This window comes from Roseateles sp. FW301-B2, from assembly GCF_058788955.1.
The window spans coordinates 1-22,040 of record NZ_JBYTBE010000008.1; the positions used below are offsets into that span (position 1 = coordinate 1).

The 22,040-nt window shown below is 67.6% G+C and carries 20 protein-coding genes; 4 read left to right on the forward strand and 16 right to left on the reverse strand.

Features of this window, described 5'->3' with window-relative positions; translation table 11 throughout:
• Nucleotides 1-91: 91 nt before the first annotated feature.
• The 6 genes from malG to glk form a co-directional block, all read right to left on the reverse strand.
• Nucleotides 92-982 (reverse strand): maltose ABC transporter permease MalG, encoded by an 891-nt coding sequence (gene malG, locus AC3WQY_RS07425; protein WP_285231592.1) that lies wholly within the window; start codon nucleotides 980-982, stop codon nucleotides 92-94.
• 18 nt (nucleotides 983-1,000) lie between these two features.
• Nucleotides 1,001-2,506, reverse strand: coding sequence for a maltose ABC transporter permease MalF (gene malF / locus AC3WQY_RS07430; protein WP_492707093.1), 1,506 nt, complete (start codon nucleotides 2,504-2,506; stop codon nucleotides 1,001-1,003).
• A complete protein-coding gene (malE, locus tag AC3WQY_RS07435) occupies nucleotides 2,503-3,666 on the reverse strand; it encodes a maltose/maltodextrin ABC transporter substrate-binding protein MalE (protein ID WP_492707095.1) in 1,164 nt (387 codons plus the stop codon). Before malE ends, malF begins: the two co-directional genes overlap by 4 nt.
• A gap of 132 nt (nucleotides 3,667-3,798) precedes the next feature.
• A complete protein-coding gene (locus AC3WQY_RS07440; RefSeq protein WP_492707097.1) occupies nucleotides 3,799-5,313 on the reverse strand; it encodes a tryptophan halogenase family protein in 1,515 nt (504 codons plus the stop codon).
• Nucleotides 5,314-5,430: 117 nt separating this feature from the next.
• Nucleotides 5,431-8,226: a TonB-dependent receptor gene (locus AC3WQY_RS07445; RefSeq protein ID WP_492707099.1), complete on the reverse strand. Its 2,796-nt coding sequence runs from the start codon at nucleotides 8,224-8,226 to the stop codon at nucleotides 5,431-5,433.
• Nucleotides 8,227-8,525: 299 nt separating this feature from the next.
• A complete protein-coding gene (gene glk / locus AC3WQY_RS07450; protein ID WP_492707101.1) occupies nucleotides 8,526-9,533 on the reverse strand; it encodes a glucokinase in 1,008 nt (335 codons plus the stop codon).
• Between the two features lie 349 nt (nucleotides 9,534-9,882).
• On the opposite strand from glk, the gene AC3WQY_RS07455 reads away from it, so the two are divergent.
• On the forward strand, nucleotides 9,883-11,796 hold the full coding sequence (locus AC3WQY_RS07455) for a glucokinase (protein ID WP_492707103.1): 1,914 nt from the start codon (nucleotides 9,883-9,885) through the stop codon (nucleotides 11,794-11,796).
• Between the two features lie 93 nt (nucleotides 11,797-11,889).
• Entirely contained in the window at nucleotides 11,890-12,462 is a 573-nt protein-coding gene (locus AC3WQY_RS07460; RefSeq protein ID WP_285231586.1) for a GGDEF domain-containing protein, read from the forward strand.
• A gap of 3 nt (nucleotides 12,463-12,465) precedes the next feature.
• Here AC3WQY_RS07460 and AC3WQY_RS07465 read toward each other — a convergent pair whose 3' ends face one another.
• The 4 genes from AC3WQY_RS07465 to AC3WQY_RS07480 all read right to left on the reverse strand — a co-directional run bounded on the left by AC3WQY_RS07465 (nucleotide 12,466) and on the right by AC3WQY_RS07480 (nucleotide 15,822).
• A complete protein-coding gene (locus AC3WQY_RS07465) occupies nucleotides 12,466-13,164 on the reverse strand; it encodes a GNAT family N-acetyltransferase (RefSeq protein ID WP_492707106.1) in 699 nt (232 codons plus the stop codon).
• The gene (locus AC3WQY_RS07470; protein ID WP_492707108.1) at nucleotides 13,161-13,685 is read right to left on the reverse strand and encodes a MarR family winged helix-turn-helix transcriptional regulator; all 525 of its coding nucleotides are present in this window, start codon (nucleotides 13,683-13,685) and stop codon (nucleotides 13,161-13,163) included. Before AC3WQY_RS07470 ends, AC3WQY_RS07465 begins: the two co-directional genes overlap by 4 nt.
• Before the next feature lie 86 nt (nucleotides 13,686-13,771).
• Complete coding sequence (locus AC3WQY_RS07475) at nucleotides 13,772-14,635, reverse strand: Rossmann-like and DUF2520 domain-containing protein (RefSeq protein ID WP_492707109.1); 864 nt, start codon at nucleotides 14,633-14,635, stop codon at nucleotides 13,772-13,774.
• An 8-nt stretch (nucleotides 14,636-14,643) separates the two neighbouring features.
• Nucleotides 14,644-15,822, reverse strand: a complete 1,179-nt coding sequence (locus AC3WQY_RS07480) for an acyl-CoA dehydrogenase (RefSeq protein WP_492707111.1) — start codon at nucleotides 15,820-15,822, stop codon at nucleotides 14,644-14,646.
• 127 nt (nucleotides 15,823-15,949) lie between these two features.
• Between AC3WQY_RS07480 and AC3WQY_RS07485 the strand changes: the two genes are divergently transcribed.
• Together AC3WQY_RS07485 and AC3WQY_RS07490 are read left to right on the forward strand one after the other, a co-directional pair.
• Nucleotides 15,950-16,861 carry a LysR family transcriptional regulator gene (locus AC3WQY_RS07485; RefSeq protein WP_492707113.1) on the forward strand — a complete coding sequence of 304 codons (912 nt, stop codon included), beginning with the start codon at nucleotides 15,950-15,952 and terminating at the stop codon, nucleotides 16,859-16,861.
• A gap of 140 nt (nucleotides 16,862-17,001) precedes the next feature.
• Nucleotides 17,002-17,796, forward strand: a complete 795-nt coding sequence (locus tag AC3WQY_RS07490) for a transporter substrate-binding domain-containing protein (RefSeq protein ID WP_492707115.1) — start codon at nucleotides 17,002-17,004, stop codon at nucleotides 17,794-17,796.
• A gap of 32 nt (nucleotides 17,797-17,828) precedes the next feature.
• Here the strand turns inward: AC3WQY_RS07490 and AC3WQY_RS07495 are convergent, their stop codons facing one another.
• Genes AC3WQY_RS07495 through AC3WQY_RS07520 form a run of 6 tightly spaced genes read right to left on the reverse strand, consistent with a single transcriptional unit; the run spans nucleotide 17,829 to nucleotide 22,038 of the window.
• The gene (locus tag AC3WQY_RS07495; protein WP_492707117.1) at nucleotides 17,829-18,248 is read right to left on the reverse strand and encodes a RidA family protein; all 420 of its coding nucleotides are present in this window, start codon (nucleotides 18,246-18,248) and stop codon (nucleotides 17,829-17,831) included.
• Entirely contained in the window at nucleotides 18,245-18,679 is a 435-nt protein-coding gene (locus tag AC3WQY_RS07500) for an acyl-CoA thioesterase (protein WP_492707119.1), read from the reverse strand. The genes AC3WQY_RS07495 and AC3WQY_RS07500 overlap by 4 nt, the downstream gene beginning before the upstream one ends.
• Nucleotides 18,680-18,681: 2 nt before the next feature.
• Entirely contained in the window at nucleotides 18,682-19,392 is a 711-nt protein-coding gene (locus tag AC3WQY_RS07505) for an ABC transporter ATP-binding protein (protein WP_425334617.1), read from the reverse strand.
• On the reverse strand, nucleotides 19,389-20,144 hold the full coding sequence (locus AC3WQY_RS07510; protein WP_492707121.1) for an ABC transporter ATP-binding protein: 756 nt from the start codon (nucleotides 20,142-20,144) through the stop codon (nucleotides 19,389-19,391). The genes AC3WQY_RS07505 and AC3WQY_RS07510 overlap by 4 nt, the downstream gene beginning before the upstream one ends.
• Nucleotides 20,137-21,105 (reverse strand): branched-chain amino acid ABC transporter permease, encoded by a 969-nt coding sequence (locus AC3WQY_RS07515; RefSeq protein ID WP_492707123.1) that lies wholly within the window; start codon nucleotides 21,103-21,105, stop codon nucleotides 20,137-20,139. Before AC3WQY_RS07515 ends, AC3WQY_RS07510 begins: the two co-directional genes overlap by 8 nt.
• Nucleotides 21,106-21,117: 12 nt before the next feature.
• Nucleotides 21,118-22,038, reverse strand: coding sequence for a branched-chain amino acid ABC transporter permease (locus AC3WQY_RS07520; RefSeq protein WP_285231575.1), 921 nt, complete (start codon nucleotides 22,036-22,038; stop codon nucleotides 21,118-21,120).
• Nucleotides 22,039-22,040 lie beyond the last annotated feature (2 nt).

Sequence of the window (22,040 nt, forward strand, 5' to 3'; positions counted from 1 at the left end):
GCGGGGGGTTGGCTCATGACGGAGGTGGAGGGCAAAAGGCAGGCCAGGGCCAGCAGGGTGGGAGCGAGGGAATGGAAGCGCACGTTGGGGTTCATCCTTTGACGCCGCCGGCCGCCAGGCCGGCGATGAGCCAGCGCTGGGCCAGCAAGAACACCGCGGTGATGGGCAGGCCCGACAGGATCGCCGCGGCCGCGAAATCACCCCAGTGGAAGTTGTGCTCATGCACGAAGAGCTTGGCGCCCACCGCCAGGGTGAGCTGGTCCTGCTGGGTCAGCAGCACCGAGGCGACCGGGTATTCGATGATGGCGCCGATGAAGGCGAGCAGGAACACCACCGCCAGGATAGGCAGGGCCATCGGCAGCAGCACGCGCCAGAAGGTCTGCCAGACGCTGGCACCGTCCACGCGCGCGGCCTCCTCCACCTCCTGCGGCAGGGTGTCGTAATAGCCCTTGAGCGTCCAGACATGCATGGCGATGCCGCCCGAATAGGCCAGCACCAGGGAGGCATGGGTGTTGAGCCCCAGCCAGGGCGCGACGCTGCCGAGGCGGTCGAAGATGGCATAGATCGCCACCAGGGCCAGCACCGCCGGAAACATCTGCATCAGCATCAGCGCGGTGAGCAGGGCACGCCGCCCGGCAAAGCGCATGCGCGCGAGCGCATAGGCGGCGGTGGTGGAGAACAGCAGCGTGACGAGGCCCGAGATGGTGGCCACCTTGATGGAGTTCCACAGCCAGCGCAGCACCGGCAGATCGGGCTCCAGCAGGCGCCCGTCGGGCCCCGCATAGGGCAGGCCCAGCACATAGCGCCAATGCTCCAGGCTCAGCGTCTGCGGGATCAGGCTGCCGGAGGCGAAGTTGCCGGGCCGCAGCGACACCGACAGCACCACCAGAAACGGAAACACCACCGCGGCGCAGAGCGTGAGCAGGAACAGATGCGCCGCCAGCTTGCGCCAGCGCTGCGACTTGGATTGAACAATCGCCATGCCTGCGCTCCCCTGCTGCTAACGCTTGTGATCCTGGTCCAGCCGCGTCATGCGCATCTGCACCAGGGTGATGGCGGCCACGATCAGGAAGATGAGCGTGGAGATGGCCGAGGCCAGGCCGAACTGCTGGCCCGAATCCTGGAAGGCGATGCGCCAGGTATAGGACACCAGGATGTCGGTGGTGCCGGCCGGCAGGCTGGTGTCGAGCTGATCCGGGCGGCCGCCGGTGAGCAGGCTGATCAGCACGAAGTTGTTGAAGTTGAAGGCGAAGGCGCTGATCAGCAGTGGCGTGAGCGGCTTCAGGATCAGGGGCATGGTGATGAGCTTGAAGTTGGCCCAGGGGCCCGCGCCCGCCACCGCCGAGGCCTCGTAGAGATCGGCGGGAATCGCCTTGATCATGCCGGTGCACAACACCATCATGTAGGGGAAGCCCAGCCACAGGTTGACGATCAACAGCATGCACTTGGCCAGCAGCGGATCGGAGAACCAGGCCGGCCGGACGCCGAACAGGCCGTGCAGGATCAGGTTGATCTCGCCCAGGTTCTGGTTGAACAGGCCCTTGAACACCAGGATGGAGATGAAGCCCGGCACCGCATAGGGCAGGAACAGCACCAGGCGGTAGGCCGCGCGCGCCTCCAGGCTCTCCCAGTTCAGCAGCACCGCCAGCAAGAGGCCCAGCGCGGTGGTCAGCAGCACCGTCATGCCGGCGAACACCACCGTCCAGACGAACACGCTCAGAAAGGGCGCGCGGAAACGCGGCTCGGTGAACACGCGTGCGTAGTGGCGCCAGCCCACGTTGACGCGGTAGCCGGGCTGCAGCTGTTCGCCGCTGGCACTGGTGTAGAAGCCCTCGCCCGCATCGGGCTGGTAGCGCGTGCCGCTCAGCTGGTCGGTCAGCACGCCGTCCGCCGCCTCCACATAGAGCGGCCGGCTCTGTGCAAACTCGCGCAGGCTGCTGAGGGTGTAGACCTGCCCTGCCGCATCGCGCAGGCGCAGTACGCGCAGGGCGGGCAGCAGGGCCACGCGCTCCGCCATGGCCAGGGGGGCGGCCAGCGTCTCGCCCGCCGCCACCAGGGTCAGGTCTTGCGGGTGCTCGGCATCGGGCCGGAAGCGCGGCGTCAGCAGCTCGCCCGCGGCGCCGGTCAGAAGCAGGCGCAGGCCGTCGCCCTCGCGGTGCAGGCTGAACTCGCGCTCCGAGCCCTGCTCGCGAATGCGCTCCTCCAGCAGATAGGCGCGCGCGCGCTCGAAGTCCAGCAGGTTCCTGGCGCTGTAGTTGCTGAAGCCCAGGCCGAAGGTGTAAAGCATGGGGAAGACCACGAACACCAGGGCCGCGGCCACACCGGGAAAGAGGTAGCGCAGCGCGCCGGTGCGCGGCGAGCTGTAGGTCCAGATCGCCAGCGCGCCCACCGCCAGCAGCATGGCGGCCAGCAGAGTCTGGCCGCTGGCATACACGCCCATCAGCGCATACAAGAGCCCCAGCACCGCGGCGGGCAGCAGCAGGCGCTGCAGCAGCGCAACGCTCATGCGCCCTCCCGGATGCGACGCACCGCCGCGGCCATGGCCTCGGCGGGCGTCTGCCGGCCCTCGCTGAGATTGGTCAGCGAGGATTTCATCGCGGCCCAGAAGCGCCCCATCTCCGGGATGCAGGGCGTGGGCATGCCGTCCTTGGCCGAGGCCATGATGCCGGCGATCCTGGGGCCCAGGCGCGGGTCGGTCAGCAGTTCGGCATAGAAGCGGCGGCTGGCCGGCGCGCCGATCGGCTCGGCCTGGTTCACCAGCCGCAGGCCCTCGGGCGTGAGCAGGTAATGCTCGATGAACTCCACCGCCAGCTCGCGCTGGCGCGTGGCGCGGTTGATCATCACGCCCTTCACGCCCACATAGGGCGCGGCGGCGCGGCCTTCCACCATGGGGATGCGGGCCACGCCGAAATCGATGCCGGCGCGCTGCAGATTCACCCAGGCCCAGGGCCCGTTGATCATCATGGCCACGCGCCCCTGGGCCAGCGCGGCCTCCATCTCGGCATAGCCGATGCCCGCGGGCATCAGGCCCTCCCGGATCATGCGCGCCAGCAGTTCCGCGCCCTTCAGCGCGCCGGGCGAGCCAAGGCCGGTGTCACGGGCGTCGTAGCTGCCGTCGACGCGGCGCTTGAAGGCGTAGCCGCCATGGGCCGAGAACAGCGGCCAGCTGAAATAGGCATTGGTGTAGTCCCACAGCATGGCCTTGCGACCCTGCCGCGACAATTGCGCGTCCAGCTCGAACACCTCGTCGAAGCTGGCCGGTGGCCGCGCCACCAGTGCCTTGTTGTAGAGCAGGGTCACCGCCTCGATCGCATAGGGGTAGCCCCAGCTGCGGCCGCGCCAGGCAAAGCCATCCCAGGCCAGCGCATCGATATCCTCGCGCAGCGCCCTGCCCGGCGTCACCGCATGCAGCAGGCCGCCCGCCACCCACTCGCCGATGCGGTCGTGGGTGTAGATGTAGATGTCCGGGCCCTTGCCCGCGGACGCGGCCTGCTGGAACTTGGAAGGGCCGTCGTCGGGCGTTTCCACCACCACCGGCACGCCGGTGGCCGCGCTGAAGGCCTCGGCCACACGCCGCATGCCCTTGGCCCCTTCGACGGTGAACCAGATCACCAGGGGCGCCGCGGCCGCGGGGGCCGCCGACGCCAGGCCGGTGGCGAGCGCCATGCCGGAAGCCGTGAACTGCCGCCTGGTGATGTGCTTTCTCAACATGACGTAGTTTTACTACGCATTGATAACGATTGCAAAACCTATATTTGCATGGTTTTCCCGGACATAAGACAAAATTTCGTAATCAAACTACATCTTCTTTGGCGCCGCACAGTGCTGCTGGATATAGGCCGCATGGTCCGGCATCACGTCCACGCATTTCGCAATCACGCCGCGCACGCTCTCGAGGTAGTCGGCCGTGTCGCCCTCGGGCAGCAGGTCGGCCAACGGGTTGTAGCCCTGGGTCGCGAGGTTCTGCCCTTCCATCACCTGCAGCCAGCCGACCTCGGAGAACAGTTCGTTGTTGAAGCGCACGATGCGGCCGCGCGACTGGTAGAGCGCCATCTTGCGCTGCAGCGACTCGGGCACCGCCATGGCCGCACAGGCCTTCCAGAACTCGGAATCGGTGCGCTGATTTGCGTGGTAATGCAGGATGATGAAGTCGCGGATGCTCTCGTACTCGAAGCGGTTCTGGCGGTTGAACTCGTCGATGTCGGTCTGGCTGAAGCCCTGATCGGGGAAGTAGTCGATCAGGCGCTGGATGGTGGCCTGGATCAGGTGGATGCTGGTGGACTCGAGCGGCTCCAGGAAGCCGCTGGCCAGGCCGATGGCGATGACGTTCTTGTTCCAGGTCTTGCGGCGCATGCCGGTGACGAACTTGATCAGGCGCGGGTCCGCCAGCGGCTTGCCATCCAGATTGGCCAGCAAGGTCGCCGCGGCCTCGTCCTCGCTGATGGCGTTGCTGCAGAACACATGGCCATTGCCGGTGCGGTGCTGCAGGGGGATGCGCCATTGCCAGCCGGCACGATGCGCGGTGGAGCGCGTATACGGCGTGAGCACCGGCACCGATTCGCAGGGCACGGCCAGCGCGCGGTCGCAGGGCAGCCAATGGGTCCAGTCGTCGTAGCCGGTCTTGAGCGTCTGCTCGATCAGCAGGCCGCGGAAGCCCGAGCAGTCGATGAAGAGATCGCCCTCCACGCGCTCGCCGCTTTCCAGCACCACGGCGTCGATGTGGCCATCGCCGGCGCGCTGCGTGGCATGGGTGATCTTGCCCTCGGTGCGCCGCACGCCGCGCTCTTCCGAGAGCTTGCGCAGATAGCGCGCATACAGGCTGGCATCGAAGTGATAGGCGTAGGCGATGTGGTTGAGCGGCGAGTTCTCCACATCGTGGCGCGGGGGCATGAACTTGTTGGCCTTGCAGGCCATGCGGGTGATGGAGTAGTTCTCCAGCCCCTGGGCGCGGCCGAGCGCGTGCATCTTGCGCCAGTACTGCTCGAAGGGCACGGTCCAGAGCGCCTGGCCGATCGGGCCGAAACCGTGCATATAGCGGTCGCCCAGCTTGCCCCAGTTGACGAACTCGATGCCCAGCTTGAAGCTGCCCTGGGTGGCGCGCATGAACTCGTTCTCGTCGATGCCCACCACCTTGTTGAAGAGCTGGATCATCGGGATGGTGGCCTCGCCCACACCCACGATGCCGATCTCGTCGGACTCCACCACGCGAATCTGGTAACGGCCGCGCAGGGTGGTGGCCAGGGCCGCCGCCGTCATCCAGCCGGCGGTGCCGCCGCCCACGATGACGATTGTTTTCAGAAGTGCCGGCTGCATCATGCTCATGCCTCACGAAATGAAAAACGGGGAACCAAAGTGCTCTTTGGTCCCCCGCGAGAATAGATCAGGTGCCCGGCCCGTTGGGGAGCACAAACACCTGTTGGCTCAGCGCGCTCAGAACTTGTAGTTCAGGCCCAGCATATAGGTCTTGCCGAACTTCTTGCGATCGGTGGTGTTGCCGTTCGCAGCGTCGTAATAGGCCAGCTCGGAGTTGGTCAGATTGCCAGCCTGGGCCAGCACCGACAGCCCCTTCAGGTAGCCATCGTTGAACTCGTACGAGGCCTGCAGATCGACCTGGGTGTCACCCTTGATGAAGACCAGCTGGGTCTTGTCCTGGTAGTCCGAGATCGAGCCCAGGAAGTCCGAGCGCTTGCGGGCGGCTACGGCGATCTGGAAGCCATGCTTCTCGTAGTAGGCGCGCAGGTTGGTGACCTGCTTGGACAGACCCGGCAGCGGGATCGACGGGATGTTGACGTTCTGGGTCTGGAAGGCCGCGGCCGGCAGCTTCAGCGAGCTGCTGGTGTTGGAGTAGTTGACCATCACGCCGAAGCCATCCAGGGCATCGAACACCATGTTCAGCGGCACGTTCACGGCCAGCTCGACACCGTGGATATTGCCGCCCGAGCCATTGAAGGGACGGCTCAGGAAGCCCACCGTGCTGCCGCTCGGCGGCAGCGTCGAACCCGGCGTCAGGTAGGACGCGAAGTCAAACACCTGGTCGACCTTCAGGATGTAGGTCTTGAGCTTCTTGGCAAAGCCGGCCACGCTGATGTAGCCCTTCTTGCCAAAGTACTTCTCGTAGGAGAGGTCCAGCGCGTCGGCGCGGAAGGGCTCGAGGTAGGGGTTGCCGCCGGAGCCGTTCAGGCGCGCCGGGGTCACATCGGACTTCAGGCTGAAGTCGATGGTGCCCTTCATGTCTTCCATGTTCGGACGAGCCAGCACGCGGCCCACACCGAAGCGCACCACCTGATCGCTGCCCAGATCGGCAGACAGGTTCAGGTTGGGCAGCACATCGTTGAAGCTGTGCGTGGCGCTCACGCCGGAGTACTGGCACTGGTGGGTGCCGCCGTCGCAAGTGGCCTGCTCGACCTTGAAGCCGGTGGCCGTCTGGCGCGTGTTCTGCACCTGCAGGCCGATATTGCCGCGCACCGGCAGGCTGCCGACGGTGGTGTCGATATCGCCCTTGAAGTAGGCGGTGGTGACCTTCTCCTCGACGCCCCAGCTCTTGCCCACGATGTCATGGTCGGACCAGGCATTGAGCTGGTAGACCGAGCCCACCGAGCCGGCAGGATTCCAGTTCAGGGTCGGGATGCCCGTCAGGCCGCCGACGCCGGTGCTGGGGTTGGGCATGTCGGCCGAGATCAGGCGGTTCTTCACCGAGCCGTCGGCATTCAGGCCGCCCAGGATCACCAGTGCGCCTTCACGCGTGATGCGCTCCTTGCTGCGGTCGGTGTAGTTGGCGCCGATGTCGAACGCCACCAGAGGGCCCAGCTCCACGTCGCGCTTGCCGCTCAGGCGCAGCGACTTGATCTTGTCGGTGGTGACGGGGTTGGCGTAATAGCCGTCCTGCACGCCATTGGCGCCGGCCCAGCCCTGCACGTCGGTCAGCTTGATGATGCTGGGGTCGGCGTAGTTCAGGCCGCTCGTGTACTTCACGTCGGCCAGGTTCTTGCCGTCGAAGCCGGTGTATGAGAGCGTGTCCTTGACGTTGGTGGTGTTGCCAGGCAGGCCGGCGGTGGTCTCGAAGCGCTCGGAGACCTTCTTCACGTCGGAGTAGGAAAGGTCGCTCTTCAGCGTCCAGCCGCCCGCCTTCAGGTTGTTGGCCCAACCCACGGACTTCAACTCGTCGGTGTAGTCCTCGTTGTGGTTGCGGATCACGCCCTTCCAGTTGGTGAAGGTGCCGGCCGTGGCCACGCCGCCCGAGACCGTGGCATTGATCAGCGTGCCGCCGGTGTCGTTCGCGCCTGCCGAGAGGCCGCCCACCGGGCCTTCCAGGCCACGCTTCTTGACCGAGAAATTGCCCTTGGACCAGAACGCATCCAGGATGGTCTCGAAGTCCTTGTTGGGCTTGTACTGCAGCACGGCCATCGCGCCGGTACGGTCGAAGTCGGTGCTCTCGATGTCGGTCGTGAAGCCGCCAGGCGTCTTCACCTTGCCGCCGTTGTAGTCAACGTCGGCCACCCAGCCACCCCAGGTGTTGAAGTTCGGACGGCCACCGCCCTTGGACTTGGACTTGGTCAGGCCCAGCGCCACACCCACGGTGCGATCGGCGAACTGGTCGATGTAGGACAGCGAGGCGCGATCGCCGCTGCCGGTGCCGAAGCCGGGCTGGTCCTCGGCCTTGGTCGTGTGTTCCTTGCGGTAGTTGATCGCCGTGGTGCGCTTGGCAAAGCTCAGCGGGCGCACGGTCTGCTGGTCGATGGTGGACGACAGGCCCTGACCCATCAGCGAAGCGTCCGGCGTCTTGTAGACCACCACGCTGCCCAGCAGCTCGGCCGGGTATTGGTCGAATTCCACGCCGCGGCTGCTGCCGGTGGAGGCTTGCTCGCGGCCATTCAGCAGGCCGCCGTTGAAGTCGGGCGACATGCCGCGCACGCTGACCTGCGAAGCACGGCCGGTCACGGCGCTGCGCTGTGCGGTCACGCCGGGCAGGCGCGAGATCGACTCGGCCACGCTGGCGTCGGGCAGCTTGCCGATGTCTTCGGCGGAGATGGCCTCAACAATGGAGTCCGATTGCTTCTTGACCGAGATGGCGTCTTCGATGCCCTTGCGGATACCGGTCACCACCACGGTGTCGAGCTTGTCGGTGGTCTGCGCCTGCGCGCCACCGGCCGCGATCATCAAGACCAGGCAGCCAGCCGTAACGGGATTGACCCGGAACAACTCGCGCTTCGTTTGCGAACTCTTCATTGCTTGTCTCCTGAAGCTTTTTGCAACAACACATGCCCCTGCTGGGATTCGACGCAATGCGCCTACAGGGAATCCAGAACCAACGATGACAGAAATTTTGTACTAAAACTAGATCACAAGACTAGCTAACACAAACCCTTAATCTCACTTTTTTGCCACAATTCCAGAAAATTCCATCGGATAACCAAGGGTTTATACGTATTTTTCGTGACCTTTGGCATCCAGAAACAGGTTTACGCGGTGTCGCATTTGTACTTTGACTACATTCACAAATTGATCGACACCGATGCAGCGGGCGATCACGCCTCCAATTGCTCGATCGCCAAGGCGGCACCACCCAGGGCCGCCAGGGTGTCGGTGATCAAGGCGCTGGGGATGCCGCGCAGATAAGGCTCAAACCGCCCCTTGGCCTCGAAGCGCCGACGGAACTCGGAGCAGAAGAAGCGTTCACCCAGGCGCGGCACGATGCCGCCGCCGATGTAGACGCCGCCGCGCGCACCGAGCGTGAGCGCCACATTGCCGGCAAAGCCACCCAGGAAGGCGCAGAACTGGTCCAGCGTGCGCGTGCACAACTCGTCCTGCTCCGCCACGCCGCGCTCCACGATCAGCTCCGGACTCAACGCCTGCAGCGGCGCGCCCCCGAGCAGGCGCGCCATCGCACCATGCAGCAGCGGCAGGCCGATGCCCGACAGCAGGCGCTCGGCCGAGACATGCACATGGTCCTCGCGCACCAGCGCCAGCAACTCACTCTCGAAGTTATTGGTGGCGGCCAGCGTGGCATGCCCACCCTCCCCCGGCAGCGCCACCCAGCCATGCGCCGTCTGCACCACACCAGCAACACCGAGCCCGGTGCCCGGGCCGATCACCGCCAGGCAACCGCTCGGCAGGGGCAGCTCACCATGGGCGCGCAATTGCGCCGCGCGCAGGCGCGGCAGCGACAGCGCCAGCGCCTCGAAGTCATTCAAGACCAGCAAGGCCTCCAGCCCCAGCTCCGCCTGCAGCTGCCGGCGTGAGAACGCCCAATGGCTGTTGGTGAAATCGACCTGGTCGCCGGTGACGGCGGTGGCCACGGCCAGTGCGGCGCGGCGCGGCCGCGCCTCCGGCACCCGGCCCGCAAGGCCGGCCAGATAGACGCGCGCCGCCTCCGCCAGGCCGCGATGCGCCGGCACCGACAGGGCCTGCACATGCTGCACCCCCGAATCCGGGCCGGCCACCCAACCAAAGCGGGCATTGGTGCCACCCACATCGGCCACCAACCAGGGATAGGCCTCCGCGCTCGGGCTTGCGTTGTTCGACAAATGGGGCACGGTCATCAATTCCAGCGGCATCTTGTGTACGGCCCGAAAGGTAGCAAAACTACATCACCAACACAAGAGCCGAAGCACCAGCCGAGCCCGAAGCGGCCCCATCTCGCGGGTTTTCACTGAAGAAATCGCCCGCTATTGCCAAAGGAATGCCGAAAATTCGCCGCCCACGCCACCCGCTTGCATTGAAGTCGACTTGTAGTCACACTACATTTCATCTCCGGAGAGTGCTCAGGCCGGGCCCTGGGGCGAACCCTTTCGGCAGCCCGGACGGGCGCGGCCATAATCACGCGCTCATGGCCCAGCGCCATTTGCCCTCGCACGCCCCAGCCCGCGCATCACACATTCATTCATGCTTGATTTCGACAGCCCCCGGCTGATCGCCGACATCGGCGGCACCTATGCCCGCTTCGCGCTGGAGACGGCGCCGGGCGAGTTCGGTCATATCTCTTCGCTGCGCTGCGCCGACCACGCCGACTTCCACGCCGCGGTGAGCGCCTACCTGGGCAGCCTGCCGGCGGTGCAGATCGCGCATGCCGCCATCGCCATCGCCAACCCGGTGGAGGGCGACCAGGTGCGCATGACCAACTACCACTGGGAGTTCTCGATCGAGGACATGCGCCAGCGCCTCGGCCTGGACACCCTGGTGGTGGTGAACGACTTCACCGCGCTGGCGATGGCGCTGCCACGCCTGCGTGGCAGCGAGCTGCGCCAGGTGGGCGGCGGCGAGGCGCGCGCCAACAGCGTGATCGGCATCCTAGGCTCGGGCTCGGGCCTGGGCGTGTCGGGCCTGATCCCGGCCGGCGATGGCTGGATCGCGCTGGGCACCGAGGGCGGTCACACCAGCTTCTCGCCGCGCGACGAGCGCGAGATCGCGCTGCTGCGCCATGCATGGAAAGAGTTCGAGCATGTCTCGTTCGAACGCCTGCTCTCCGGCCCCGGCCTGGAGCTGATGTACCGCGCCATGGCCGACTACCTGAAGGCGCCCGCGCTGGAGCTGCATGCGCCTGACATCACCCAGCGCGCGCTGGAGGCCAGCGACCCGGTGTGCGTGCAGACCCTGGAGCTGTTCTGCGCCCTGCTGGGCACGGCCGCGGCCAACCTGGCGGTGACGCTGGGCGCCTTGGGCGGCATCTATATCGGCGGCGGCATCGTGCCGCGCCTGGGCGAGTATTTCGACCGTTCGCAGTTCCGCGCCCGCTTCGAGCAGAAGGGCCGCTTCAGCAGCTATGTGGCGGCGATCCCGACCTTCGTGATCACCGCCGAGCATGCCACCTTCAAGGGCGCCTCGGCGATCCTGGAGGCGCAGCTGCGCAGCCTCGAGCACTCGCCGGGCTCGGCCATCCTGGAGCAGATCCGGCGTGCCCGCAGCGAGCTCTCGCCCGCGGAGCTGCGCGTGGCCGAGCATGTGCTGGCGCATCCGCGCAAGGCGCTCAACGACCCGATCGCCGAGATCGCCAAGGCCGCGGCGGTGAGCCAGCCCACGGTGATCCGCTTCTGCCGCTCGCTGGGTTGCGAGGGCCTGTCGGACTTCAAGCTGCGCCTGGCCTCGGGCCTCACCGGCACGGTGCCGGTCACGCACACCCAGGTCACCAACGACGACAGCATGATCGAGCTGGGCGCCAAGGTGCTGGGCAATACCGCCTCGGCGATCCTGCAGGTGCGCAGCCAGCTGAACCGCGACATGATCGATCGCGCCATCGAGCTGCTGGTGCATGCGCCGCGCGTGGAGTTCTTCGCCGTCGGCCACTACGGCGTGGTGGCGCAGGATGCGCAGTTCAAGTTCCTGCGCTTCGGCATTTCCAGCGGCGCCTACACCGATCCGCGCCTCCAGCTGCTGGCGGCGCAGACGCTCAAGCCCAACGACGTGGCGGTCATCATCAGCAGCAGCGGCAAGCTGCCCGAGCTGATGGCGGTGGCCGAGGCGGCGCGCGAGCGCGGCGCCGCCATCCTGGCCATCACCGCCAGCCAGTCGCCGCTGGCGCGCAAGGCCGATGCGGCCCTGATCGTCGACCATGTGGAGGACGTCTCCACCCACCTGCCCATGGTCAGCCGCATCCTGCACCTGCTGGTGATCGACATCCTCACCGTGGGCGTGGCGATGCGCCGCAGCCCCGACGGCGTGGGTCTGCTGACCGGCTCGGCACAGGAAGACCTGGACGAGCAGGACCCGGCCACCGCGCCCAGTCCGCAACGCGCGCGCCGCGCCGCGCCCGGCATCAGCCTGGCGTCACCGCTGGCCAAGCTGACCTCGCACAGCCGCTGAAACATTGACCTGTCGCAAGCCCCAGGGTTTTGGAGCATGGGGAAGGCCTGCGCGCCTCACTAGCATGGCTCATCGATCCCCTTGGAGTTTGTGATGCCCTCGACCCTGGCCTTGGATGAAGTTCTGACGACACTGCCCGACCGCAAGGCCATGCTGGAACAACTGGAGCAAGCCGCCACGCAAGCGCGCAGCAGCGGCAAGGTGCTCTCCCTGCTGACCCTGGATCTGGACCATTTCAAGGCCTACCAGGACAGCCAGGGCGCCGATGCCGCGCAGGCCGTGCTGCTGAAGCTGGCCGACACGCTGAGCGGCGCCATCCCCGCGGGTGCGCAGCTGAGCCATCTGGGTGGCGATGAATTCGTGGTGCTGCTGCCCGGCCATGATGTGCTCGCCGCCTCGGCCGTGGCCGAGCAATTGCGCGCCGCGGTGGAAGCCGCGTTCGCCGGCACCGAGGGCCCGGCCCGCCTCACCATCACCCTGGGCGTGGCCGCCAGCCCGGCCGGCAAGGACTGGAGCGCACGCAGCCTGCTCTCGCTGGCCGATGCGCGCATGACCTTTGCCAAGAAGCGCCTGCTGCCGCACCACAACCTGGTGTGGGCCGGCACCCTGCCCTCCGACTGGTACACGCGCCTGGACGTGCAGGCGGGGGTCTGGCCCAGCGTTTGAGCCTCAGTCGGCCCGCTGCAGCACCGCCACCTTGACCTCGGTGCGCTGCACGAAGCCCAGGCCTTCGTAGAGGGCGATCGCGGCCCGGTTGCTCGCCCAGGCGTGCAGAAAGGCCTGTTCGCCGCGCTGCTGGATGGCCACCGTCACGGCCGCCGACAGGCGCCGCGCCAGGCCGCGGCCGCGGAAGTCCGGATGGGTGCAGACCCCGCTCAGCTCGGTGGCGCCGGGAAAGCGCATGCGCTCGCCGGCCATGGCCGCGAGGCGGCCGCCGATGCGCACGCCCAGGAAGCGACCCATGCGATGGGTGCGCGCCAGAAACGGCCCGGGCTCGGTCAGGCGCGCCAGCGCCAGCATCTCGGCGGCATCGGCATCGCCGAGTTCGACGATGGCCGTATCGTCAACGGCGCCATCCGGCGGCGCGACGGCGCGGCCGGCCAGCATCTGCACGCCGCTGGCCTCGCGCAGGGCCACCAGGCCGTCCGGCACGCGGATGGCGGGCACCTGCAGCACATAGACGGTGTCGCCCGCCCCCACCAGCTCGCGCAGCGCCGCCAGGCTGGCTGCGCTGTCATCGCGCGCCGAGGCGAACAGGTTGACGTCGCGCTGGAAGCGCAGCGCCAGATCGCCGCCTTCGGCCCAATGCGGCGCCTGCCTGAGCGTGGCCCAGACGGGCCGATCGAGATCCTTGGTGTTCATCATCATGCTGGCGCCCTCCCGCGGCGCTGCGCCCGTGCGGGCTTGGATAAGCGGATGCCGGCGCGCTGCTGCAGCGGCGCCTCGCCGAGCGCGGCCTCCAGGCCCGCCAGTTGCTCCAGCAGGCTGCCCTGCAGGCTCGCGCAGGCCTGCGCCACCGCCGCCTCGATGGCCGGCCAGACCTCGGCCTGGGCGCGCTGCACCAGCTGCTGCCCCTTGCGGCTGAGCCGCACGCGACGCATGCGCAGATCGCCCTCGACGCTGGCGGACTGCACCAGCCCCTCGGCTTCGAGCCCACGCAGCGAGCGGCTGACCACCGGCTGGCTGACGCCCACCGCCTGGCCCAGCTCGCCGACCCCCAAGGGGCCCAGCCGGTCCAGCGCGGCCAGCAGGGGAAAGTGGGAGGCCGGCATGTCCATGCCCGCAGCCGCCAGCAGCGCCTGCGCCTGCGCCTGCAGCTGATCACCGATGCGCTTGAAGCGCGTGCCCAGGCTCAGATGGCCGAGTTCCTTGACGATGTCCTGCACCATGGTTCATTTCGCATAGCTAGATATATATCATGCTATGCATTTGGACATGAACCGTCAAGCCGCGACGAACGCGGAGGAATCCTGGATCAATCGTCGATCAGGCGGGCCAGCGCGGCCTGCTGCGCGGCGCTCAGGCGCCCGGCCTGCGCCGCCAGCAGCAGCTGGCGCCGCGACAGTTCGCGGTAGAAGGCCGCATGCGCCGGGCCCATGGCCTGCAGCGCCTGCAGATGGCCGGCCACCACGGCGGCGTCACCACGCGAGATCGGGCCCGAAAGCGCCCCCGCCAGGCCGCGCTGCTGGGCCGCCGCCAAGGTGCCGCGCGAGAGCGGCAGCAAGGCCTCCAGCGCCTGCTCGGCCGGCAGGCCGGCCGCGGCCCAGACCTGGCAGGCCTCGTCCAACATCGAGAGCAGAAAGCTGGCCGCCAGATTTGCTGCCGCGTGGTAGGCCGCGCGGCTACCCGGCGGGAGCGCAAAGGGTTTCATGCCCATGTCATGGGCGAGCCGATGCAGCAGCGCCTGCAAGCCTGCCTCGGCCTCGATGGCCACGCTGGTGCCGGCCAGCAGCGCGCGCGCGGTCTCAGGGTCGGAAAAAATCTGCAGCGGGTGAAAGCCACCCACCAGCGCGCCGGCGGCACGCGCCGCGTCGAGTGCGTCCAGCGCGGTGGCGCCGCTGCAATGCAGCGCCATCTGGCCGCGCCGCCAGGGTAAGGCGGCCACCGTGCCGGCAATCGCGTCGTCGGGCGTGGTGATGAAGACCAGCTCGGCCGTGGCCACCGCCTGCGCCATCGGCAGGGCCTGGCAATCGGGCAGGCGCGCGGCCAGCGCGAGCGCGCTCTCGCTGCGCCGGCTGCCCACCGCCAACACCGGCCAGCCCGCCGCCGCAAGCGCCGGTGCCAGGCTTTGCGCCAGGCGGCCGGCACCGATGAAGGCGATGCCAGGGCGGTGCTGCACGGCCGGGCTCAGAAGGCGGCGATGCCCGTCATCGCACGGCCCAGGATCAGCGCATGGATGTCGTGCGTGCCCTCGTAGGTGTTCACCACTTCCAGGTTCACCAAATGACGGGCGATGCCGAATTCGTCGCTGATGCCGTTGCCGCCCAGCATGTCGCGCGCGGTGCGGGCGATCTCCAGGCTCTTGCCGCAGCTGTTGCGCTTCATGATGGAGGTGATCTCCACCGCCGCCGTGCCCTCGTCCTTCATGCGGCCCAGGCGCAGGCAGCCTTGCAGGCCCAGGGTGATCTCGGTCTGCATATCGGCCAGCTTCTTCTGCACCAGCTGGTTCGCGGCCAGGGGTTTGCCGAACTGCTTGCGGTCCAGCACGTACTGGCGCGCCTTGTGCCAGCAATCCTCGGCCGCGCCCAAGGCGCCCCATGCGATGCCGTAGCGGGCGCTGTTCAGGCAGGTGAACGGGCCCTTCAGGCCGCGCACCTCGGGGAAGGCGTTCTCCTCAGGGCAGAACACCTCGTCCATGACGATCTCGCCGGTGATGGAGGCACGCAGGCCCACCTTGCCATGGATGGCCGGCGCGCTCAGGCCCTTGAAGCCCTTCTCCAGCACGAAGCCACGGATCGCGCCTTCGTCGTCCTTGGCCCAGACCACGAAGACATCGGCCACCGGGCTGTTGGTGATCCACATCTTGCTGCCGGTGAGGCTGTAGCCGCCCGCCACCTTCTTGGCGCGCGTGATCATGGAGCCGGGGTCGGAACCGTGGTTGGGTTCGGTCAGGCCGAAACAGCCGATCCACTCGCCGCTGGCCAGCTTGGGCAGGTACTTCTGCTTGGTGGCCTCGTTGCCGAATTCATTGATGGGCACCATCACCAGCGAGCTCTGCACGCTCATCATCGAGCGGTAGCCCGAGTCCACGCGCTCGACCTCGCGGGCGATCAGGCCGTAAGCCACGTAGTTGAGGCCGGGGCCGCCGTACTCGGGCGCGATGGTGGGGCCCAGCAGGCCGATCGCACCCATCTCGCGGAAGATCTCCAGATCGGTGCGCTCGTGGCGGAAGGCCTCCAGCACGCGCGGTGCCAGGCGCTCCTGGCAATAGGCGGCGGCGGCGTCGCGCACCATGCGCTCATCGTCGCTGAGCTGCTCGTTCAGCAGCAGCGGGTCGTCCCATTGGAAGCTTGCCTTGGTGGCCATGATGTTGATCTCCTGTCGTATCTGCCATGCACCGGGGTATTTCCCCGTGCCCGTCTGGTCGGCAAGTATTCCCTGTGCGACGATTCGTGTCCAATACTCTCTAGCCATTCAACGATAGGCAACGAATATGGCCACCTCCGCCGCAGCCGCCGCCCTGTCCCGCGTGGAACTGCGCCATCTGCGCTACTTCCTGGCGCTCGCCGAGGAGCTGCATTTCGGGCGTGCGGCGCAGCGCCTGGCGATGTCGCAGCCACCGCTGTCGGTGGCGCTGCAGCAGCTGGAAGCGGCGGTGGGTGCGCGCCTGCTGGACCGCGACAGCAAGGGCGTGCGCCTGACACCCGCAGGCGAAAGCTTCCGCACCAGCGCCCAGGCCCTGCTGGGGCGCTTCGAGGATGCCTGCGCCCAGGCCCGCGAGGTGCAGGCCGGCGAGGTGGGCCGGCTGCGCCTGGGCTTCGTCGGCTCCACGCTCTTCCACGGCCTGCCGGACTGGCTGCAGGCCTTCCAGGCCTCGCACCCGCGCGTGGAGGTGGTGGTGATCGAGCTGAACTCGCAGGACCAGATCCAGGCCTTGCTGCAGGAGGAGCTGGATCTGGCCCTGCTGCACACCGACCGCCTGCCCCCGGCGCTGGCCTCCGAGCCGCTCTATGACGAGCCCTTCCTGGCCTGCCTGCCCGAGACGCATGCCGCCGCGGCCAAGCGCCGCGTGGCGCTGGCCAGCCTCAGCGACCAGCCCTTCATCCTGTTCTCGCGCCGCGGCTCGCCGGACTATCACGCGCGCATCGTCGAGATGTGCCGTCAGCAGGGCTTCTACCCGCGCCTGCAGCACGAGGGCCGGCATTGGCTCTCGGTGGTGTCCCTGGTGGCGCGCGGCCTGGGCGTGTCCATCGTGCCGGCGGCGTTCCGCGAGGCCGGCATCCAGGGCGCGGTGTTCAAGCCCCTGGCCGAGACCATGGAACGCAGCCGCGTGTTTGCGGCCTGGCGGCAGGACTCGGCGCCGGCGTTGCGGGAAGCGTTTTTGGCGGCGCGGCGCGGGGGCTGAGACAGGGGCAGGCCTCGCTCGCGGGCCCCTTCGCCCAGTCTTGCTTTGCGACGGCCGTGCTCGGGGCTAGGATCTCATCGCCGCCCCTGCCGGTGCCGTCGATCGGAAGTTGCGGCTTGGTGCGACGCGAAAGGTGAGCCATGTCGTTCCACCGAACTGTCGCTAGCGCTCTTTTCTCGCTTTTCGTCGCTGCATGCGCGACTACATCAGAGGATCCGCATGAAGCGGCTCGCCGCGCGCTCGCTCCAACGGGGGCGCTCCGCGTAGGACTCATCAGCGTTCCCGTCCACGCCATCCGGGACCCCTACTCCGGTGAGTTGAGGGGCATATCGCATGACTTGGGGCGCGAACTCGCGGCGCGTCTGGCCGTGGTGTACGAGCCCATCGTCTATCCGAACCCGAAGGCGTACCTGGCGGCAGGACAAGCAGGTGAATGGGACGTCGGCTCCCTTGGGGTGATGCAAGAGCGCCAGTCGCTGTTTGACTTTGCGCAACCACACCTCGTCGTTGAATACGGCTACCTTGTGCCGGCTGGAACACGCATCGCATCGCTCAATGAGGTCGACCGCCCCGGTGTACGTCTGGCGCTCGTCGCAAGCAGTTCCTCCGACCTTGCACTCACCAAAGCACTTACGCACGCTTCGATCGTTCGCGGTCGAGACCTATCGGCATTGATCGAATTGCTCAGGAAGGGTGAGGCCGACGTCATAGGCGCCCAGAAGACGAATCTGTACGACATCGCTCCGCGCGTCCCCGGATCCCAGGTGCTGGACGGACGGCCCGGTACAGAGGAACAGGCACTGACGATCCCCAAGGGCCGCGATTCGGCCGGCCTGGCCTACCTGCGTGTCTTCGTAGACGAGGCAAAGAGCCGAGGCCTGGTGCAGCGCGCTATCGAGCGGACTGGCGTTCGCGGCGTACTCGTTCCCCCTTGAATTCGCTTGGCCTGCCAAGGTTAAGCGGCGGCTCAGACCACCACCGCCGTCACCTCGATCTCCACCTTCGCGCGGTCCTCCATCAGCGCCGCCACCTGCACCGCGCTCATCGCCACGCCATACTCGCGGCCCAGCACCTCGCGGTAGGCCTGGCCCACCTCGCGGCCGCGCGCCAGGTACTCGCGCTTGTCGATGACATACCAGGTCATGCGGCAGATGTGCTCGGGCCCGGCGCCGGCCTCGGCCAGCACGGCCTTGATGTTGACGAGGGTCTGGCGCACCTGCGCGATGAAGTCATCGCTCTCGAACTGGCATTGCGCATTCCAGCCAATCTGCCCGGCCACGAAGACCTGGCGGCCGGTGGCGGCCACGCCGTTGGCATAGCCCTTGGGGGCGGCCCAGCCCGCGGGTTGCAGGATGGTCTTGTCGTTGCTGCTGTTACTGCTGCTCATGGGGTCACTCCTTGCGCACGCTCGAGGGCGGCGCGCAGGTCATCGGGAAAGGGGATGGGGCGGTGGGTCGCCAGCGAGGTGCACACCAGCACCTGTTGAAAGGCCACGCGCTCGTCATCATCATCGCCATCGCTGCCACTGAAGCGCACGTCCAGCGTCAGCGAGCTGCGGCCGAGTTTCACGATGGTGATGGTCTGGGTCAGCAGCTCGCCCATGCGGCTGACGCGCTTGAACTCGGTGTTCAGCTGCACGGTCGGCATGCCCACCCGGCGCGGCCCCAGCAGCTCGGCATAGTCGACGCCCAGGCCCAGCGTGAACCAGTCTTCCACGCAGGCGTTGAGCATCTCGAAATAGCGCGGGTAGAAGACGATGCCGGCCGGGTCGCAATGGCCGAAGCGCACCAGTTCCTGTCGTTGGTAGCAGATGCTCATCGTCAGACTCCCAGGTAGCGCTGCCAGAGCGTGTGATCGGCATCGAGGGCCGCGGAGTCGCCGCTCCACACCAGCTGGCCGCGCTCGACGATGTGGTGCTGGTCGGCCAGCGCGATCAGGCGCTTCACATACTTGTCCACCACCAGAATCGTCTGGCCGGCCTCGCGCAGGGTGCGCAGGCAGCGCCAGATCTCCTCGCGTATCAGCGGCGCCAGGCCCTCGGTGGCCTCGTCCAGCACCAGCAGCTGCGGGTTGGTGATGAGGGCGCGGCCGATCGCGAGCATCTGCTGCTCGCCGCCGGAGAGCTGGTTGCCCATATGGGCGCTGCGCTCCTGCAGGCGCGGGAACAGCGCATAGACGCGCTCCAGATCCCAGGGCTCGCGGGCCGCGCAGCGGTTGCCGGCAAAGGCCTCGAGGTTCTCGCGCACGCTCAGATTGGGGAAGATCTGCCGGCCCTCGGGCACGATGGCCAGCCCCAGGCGCGCAATGCGATCGGCGCTCCAGCCGGTCACGTCCGTGCCGGCAAAGCGGATGCGCCCGCCCCTGGGCGCGAGCCAGCCGGTCAGGCATTTCAGCAGGCTGCTCTTGCCCATGCCGTTGCGGCCCAGCAGCGTCACCACCTCGCCATGGCGGATGCGCAGATCGATGCCGAACAGCACCTGGCTGCTGCCGTAGGCGGCCTCAAGGCCTTGGATCTCCAGCACGGCGCTCATACGTTCTCCATCTCGTCACCGAGGTAGGCCTTGCGCACCTCGGGATGCTCGCGGATCTCGTCCGGGCTGCCGGTGGCGATGACGCGGCCGAACACCAGGGTGGAGATGCGGTCGGCGAGCTTGAACACCGCCGCCATGTCGTGCTCCACCAGCAGCAGCGTGTGCTTCTCGCGCAGCAGCTGCAGCAAGGCCACCATGCGCTCAGATTCATCCGGCCCCATGCCGGCCATGGGCTCGTCCAGCAGCAGCAGGCGCGGCTCGGCCGCCAGCGCCAGGCCCAGCTCCAGCTGGCGCTGCTCGCCATGGCCGAGGCTGCCGGCGGCACGGTCCAGCTGGGCGGTGAGGCCCACGCGCTGGGCCAGGGCCTCGGCGCGCGCATGCGCCACATGGTCCTTGCGCGCCACCCGCCAGGCGCTGCGCTGGCCGCCCTGGCGTGCCAGCACCGCCAGCACCAGGTTGTCCAGCACGCTGAAGCGCCTGAAGATGCTGGTGATCTGGTAAGAGCGCACGAGGCCGGCGCGCACATGGGTGTCGACGCTGGCCAGGGTCAGGTCTTGCCCTGCAAACATCACCCGGCCGGCATCCGGGCGCAGCGCACCGGAGATCTGGTGAATCAGCGTGGTCTTGCCGGCGCCGTTGGGGCCAATCAGCGCATGCACCTCGCCGCGGCGCACCTCGAAGCTGGCGTGGTCGGTGGCGGCCAGCGCGCCGAAGCGCTTCACCAAGCCCTGGACTTCCAGCAACTCAGCCATGGCGCACCGCCTTGCTTCTGCGCACCAAGCCGCTGAGGCCTTGCGGCGCAAACAGCACCACCACCAGCAGCAGCAGGCCCAGCGCCATCTGCCAGTGCAGCGTGTAGCCGGACAGCAGCTCCTCCAGCAGCAGCAGCGCCGCCGCGCCGAGCGCGCCGCCCCACAGCGCCCCCGCGCCGCCGATGATGACCATGATCATCAGCTGGCCCGATTGCGACCAATGCATCAGGTGCGGCGTCACCAGCCCGTTCAGATTGGCCAGCAGCGCGCCCGCCAGCCCGGCGATGGCGCCCGCCAGCACGAAGGCCTGCCATTGCAGCGCGAACACGCGCGTGCCCACCGCCGCCATGCGCGTCTCGTTTTCCTTGATGCCCTGCAGCAGCCAGCCAAAGGGCGAATTCAGCAGGCGCTGCACGCCCGCCATCACCAGGGCGGCCAGCAGCAGCACGGTGAAGTAAAAGCTCTGGTCGTCCTTCAGGTCCAGGCCTAGCAGGGCCGAGCGCTGTGGCAGCGGCAGGCCGTCGTCGCCGCCATAGGCCTTCAGCGAGACCATCAGGTAATAGAACATCTGGGCAAAGGCCAGCGTGATCATGATGAAGTAGACGCCGCGCGTGCGCAGGCTGATGGCGCCGATCAGCGCCGCGGCGGCGGCGCTCGCCAGCATCGCCGCCGGCCAGGCGATCCAGGCGCTGCTCACGCCCGCATCCATCAAGATGCCCACCGTGTAGGCGCCCAGGCCCACGAAGGCGGCGTGGCCAAAGCTGACCATGCCGCCAAAGCCCAGGATCAGATTCAGGCTGGTGGCTGCGATGGCAAAGATCAGCACGCGCGTGGCCACGCCGGTGTAGAACTCATAACCCGCCGCCTTGAGCGCGAAGGGCAGGCCGCCCAGCGCCAGCAGCAGGGCCAGCGAGCCCCAGCGGCCGAGGCCCTTGTGATGCAAGGAAACGGAACTGCTCAAGGAACTCATGCATCAACCCCTGGCCGGGAACAGGCCCTGCGGTTTCCAGAACAGCACCGCCGCCATCAGCACATAGATCAGGATGGACGCCAGCGCCGGGCCCAGATTGGAGGCCACCTCGGGCGAGGCCAGCTGCCGCATCACGGCCGGCAGCAGGGTGCGGCTGAGCGTGTCCACCAGGCCCACCAGCAAGGCGCCCACCAGGGCGCCGCGGATCGAGCCGATGCCACCGATCACGATCACCACGAAGGCCAGGATCAGGATGCTCTCGCCCATGCCCACCTGCACCGCCAGCAGCGGCCCCAGCAGCGCGCCGGCCAGCGCGCACAGGGCCGCACCGAAACCGAACACCAGGGTGAAGAGGCGCTTGATATTGACGCCCATGGCGGTGGCCATGGCGCGATTCGAGGCGCCGGCGCGCACCCACATGCCGATGCGGGTGCGCGTCACCAGCAGAAACAGCAGCAGCGCCACCGCCAGGCCCACGCCGATGATGAGCAGGCGGTAGGCCGGATACATCAGGCCGGGCAGCAGCTCCACCGGCCCCGAGAGCGCGGCCGGCGTGTTGAGCATCAGCGGCTGCTCGCCCCAGATCATGCGCACGCCCTCGTTGCTGATCAGGATCAGCGCAAAGGTGGCCAGCACCTGGCTGAGGTGGTCGCGCTGGTAGAGGCGGCGCAGCAGTGCCAGCTCCAGCAGCATGCCCAGCAGCGCGGTGCCGATCACCGCGGCCGCCACGGCCAGCACAAACGACCCCGTCGCCAGCGCCGTGGCGGCGGCCAGATAGGCCCCCACCATGTACAGCGAGCCATGGGCCAGGTTGATCATGTCCATGATGCCGAACACGAGCGTCAGCCCGGCCGCCAGCAGGAACAGCATCAGCCCGAACTGCAGGCCGTTGAGGGCCTGCTCGGCAACGAGGATCCAGTCCATCT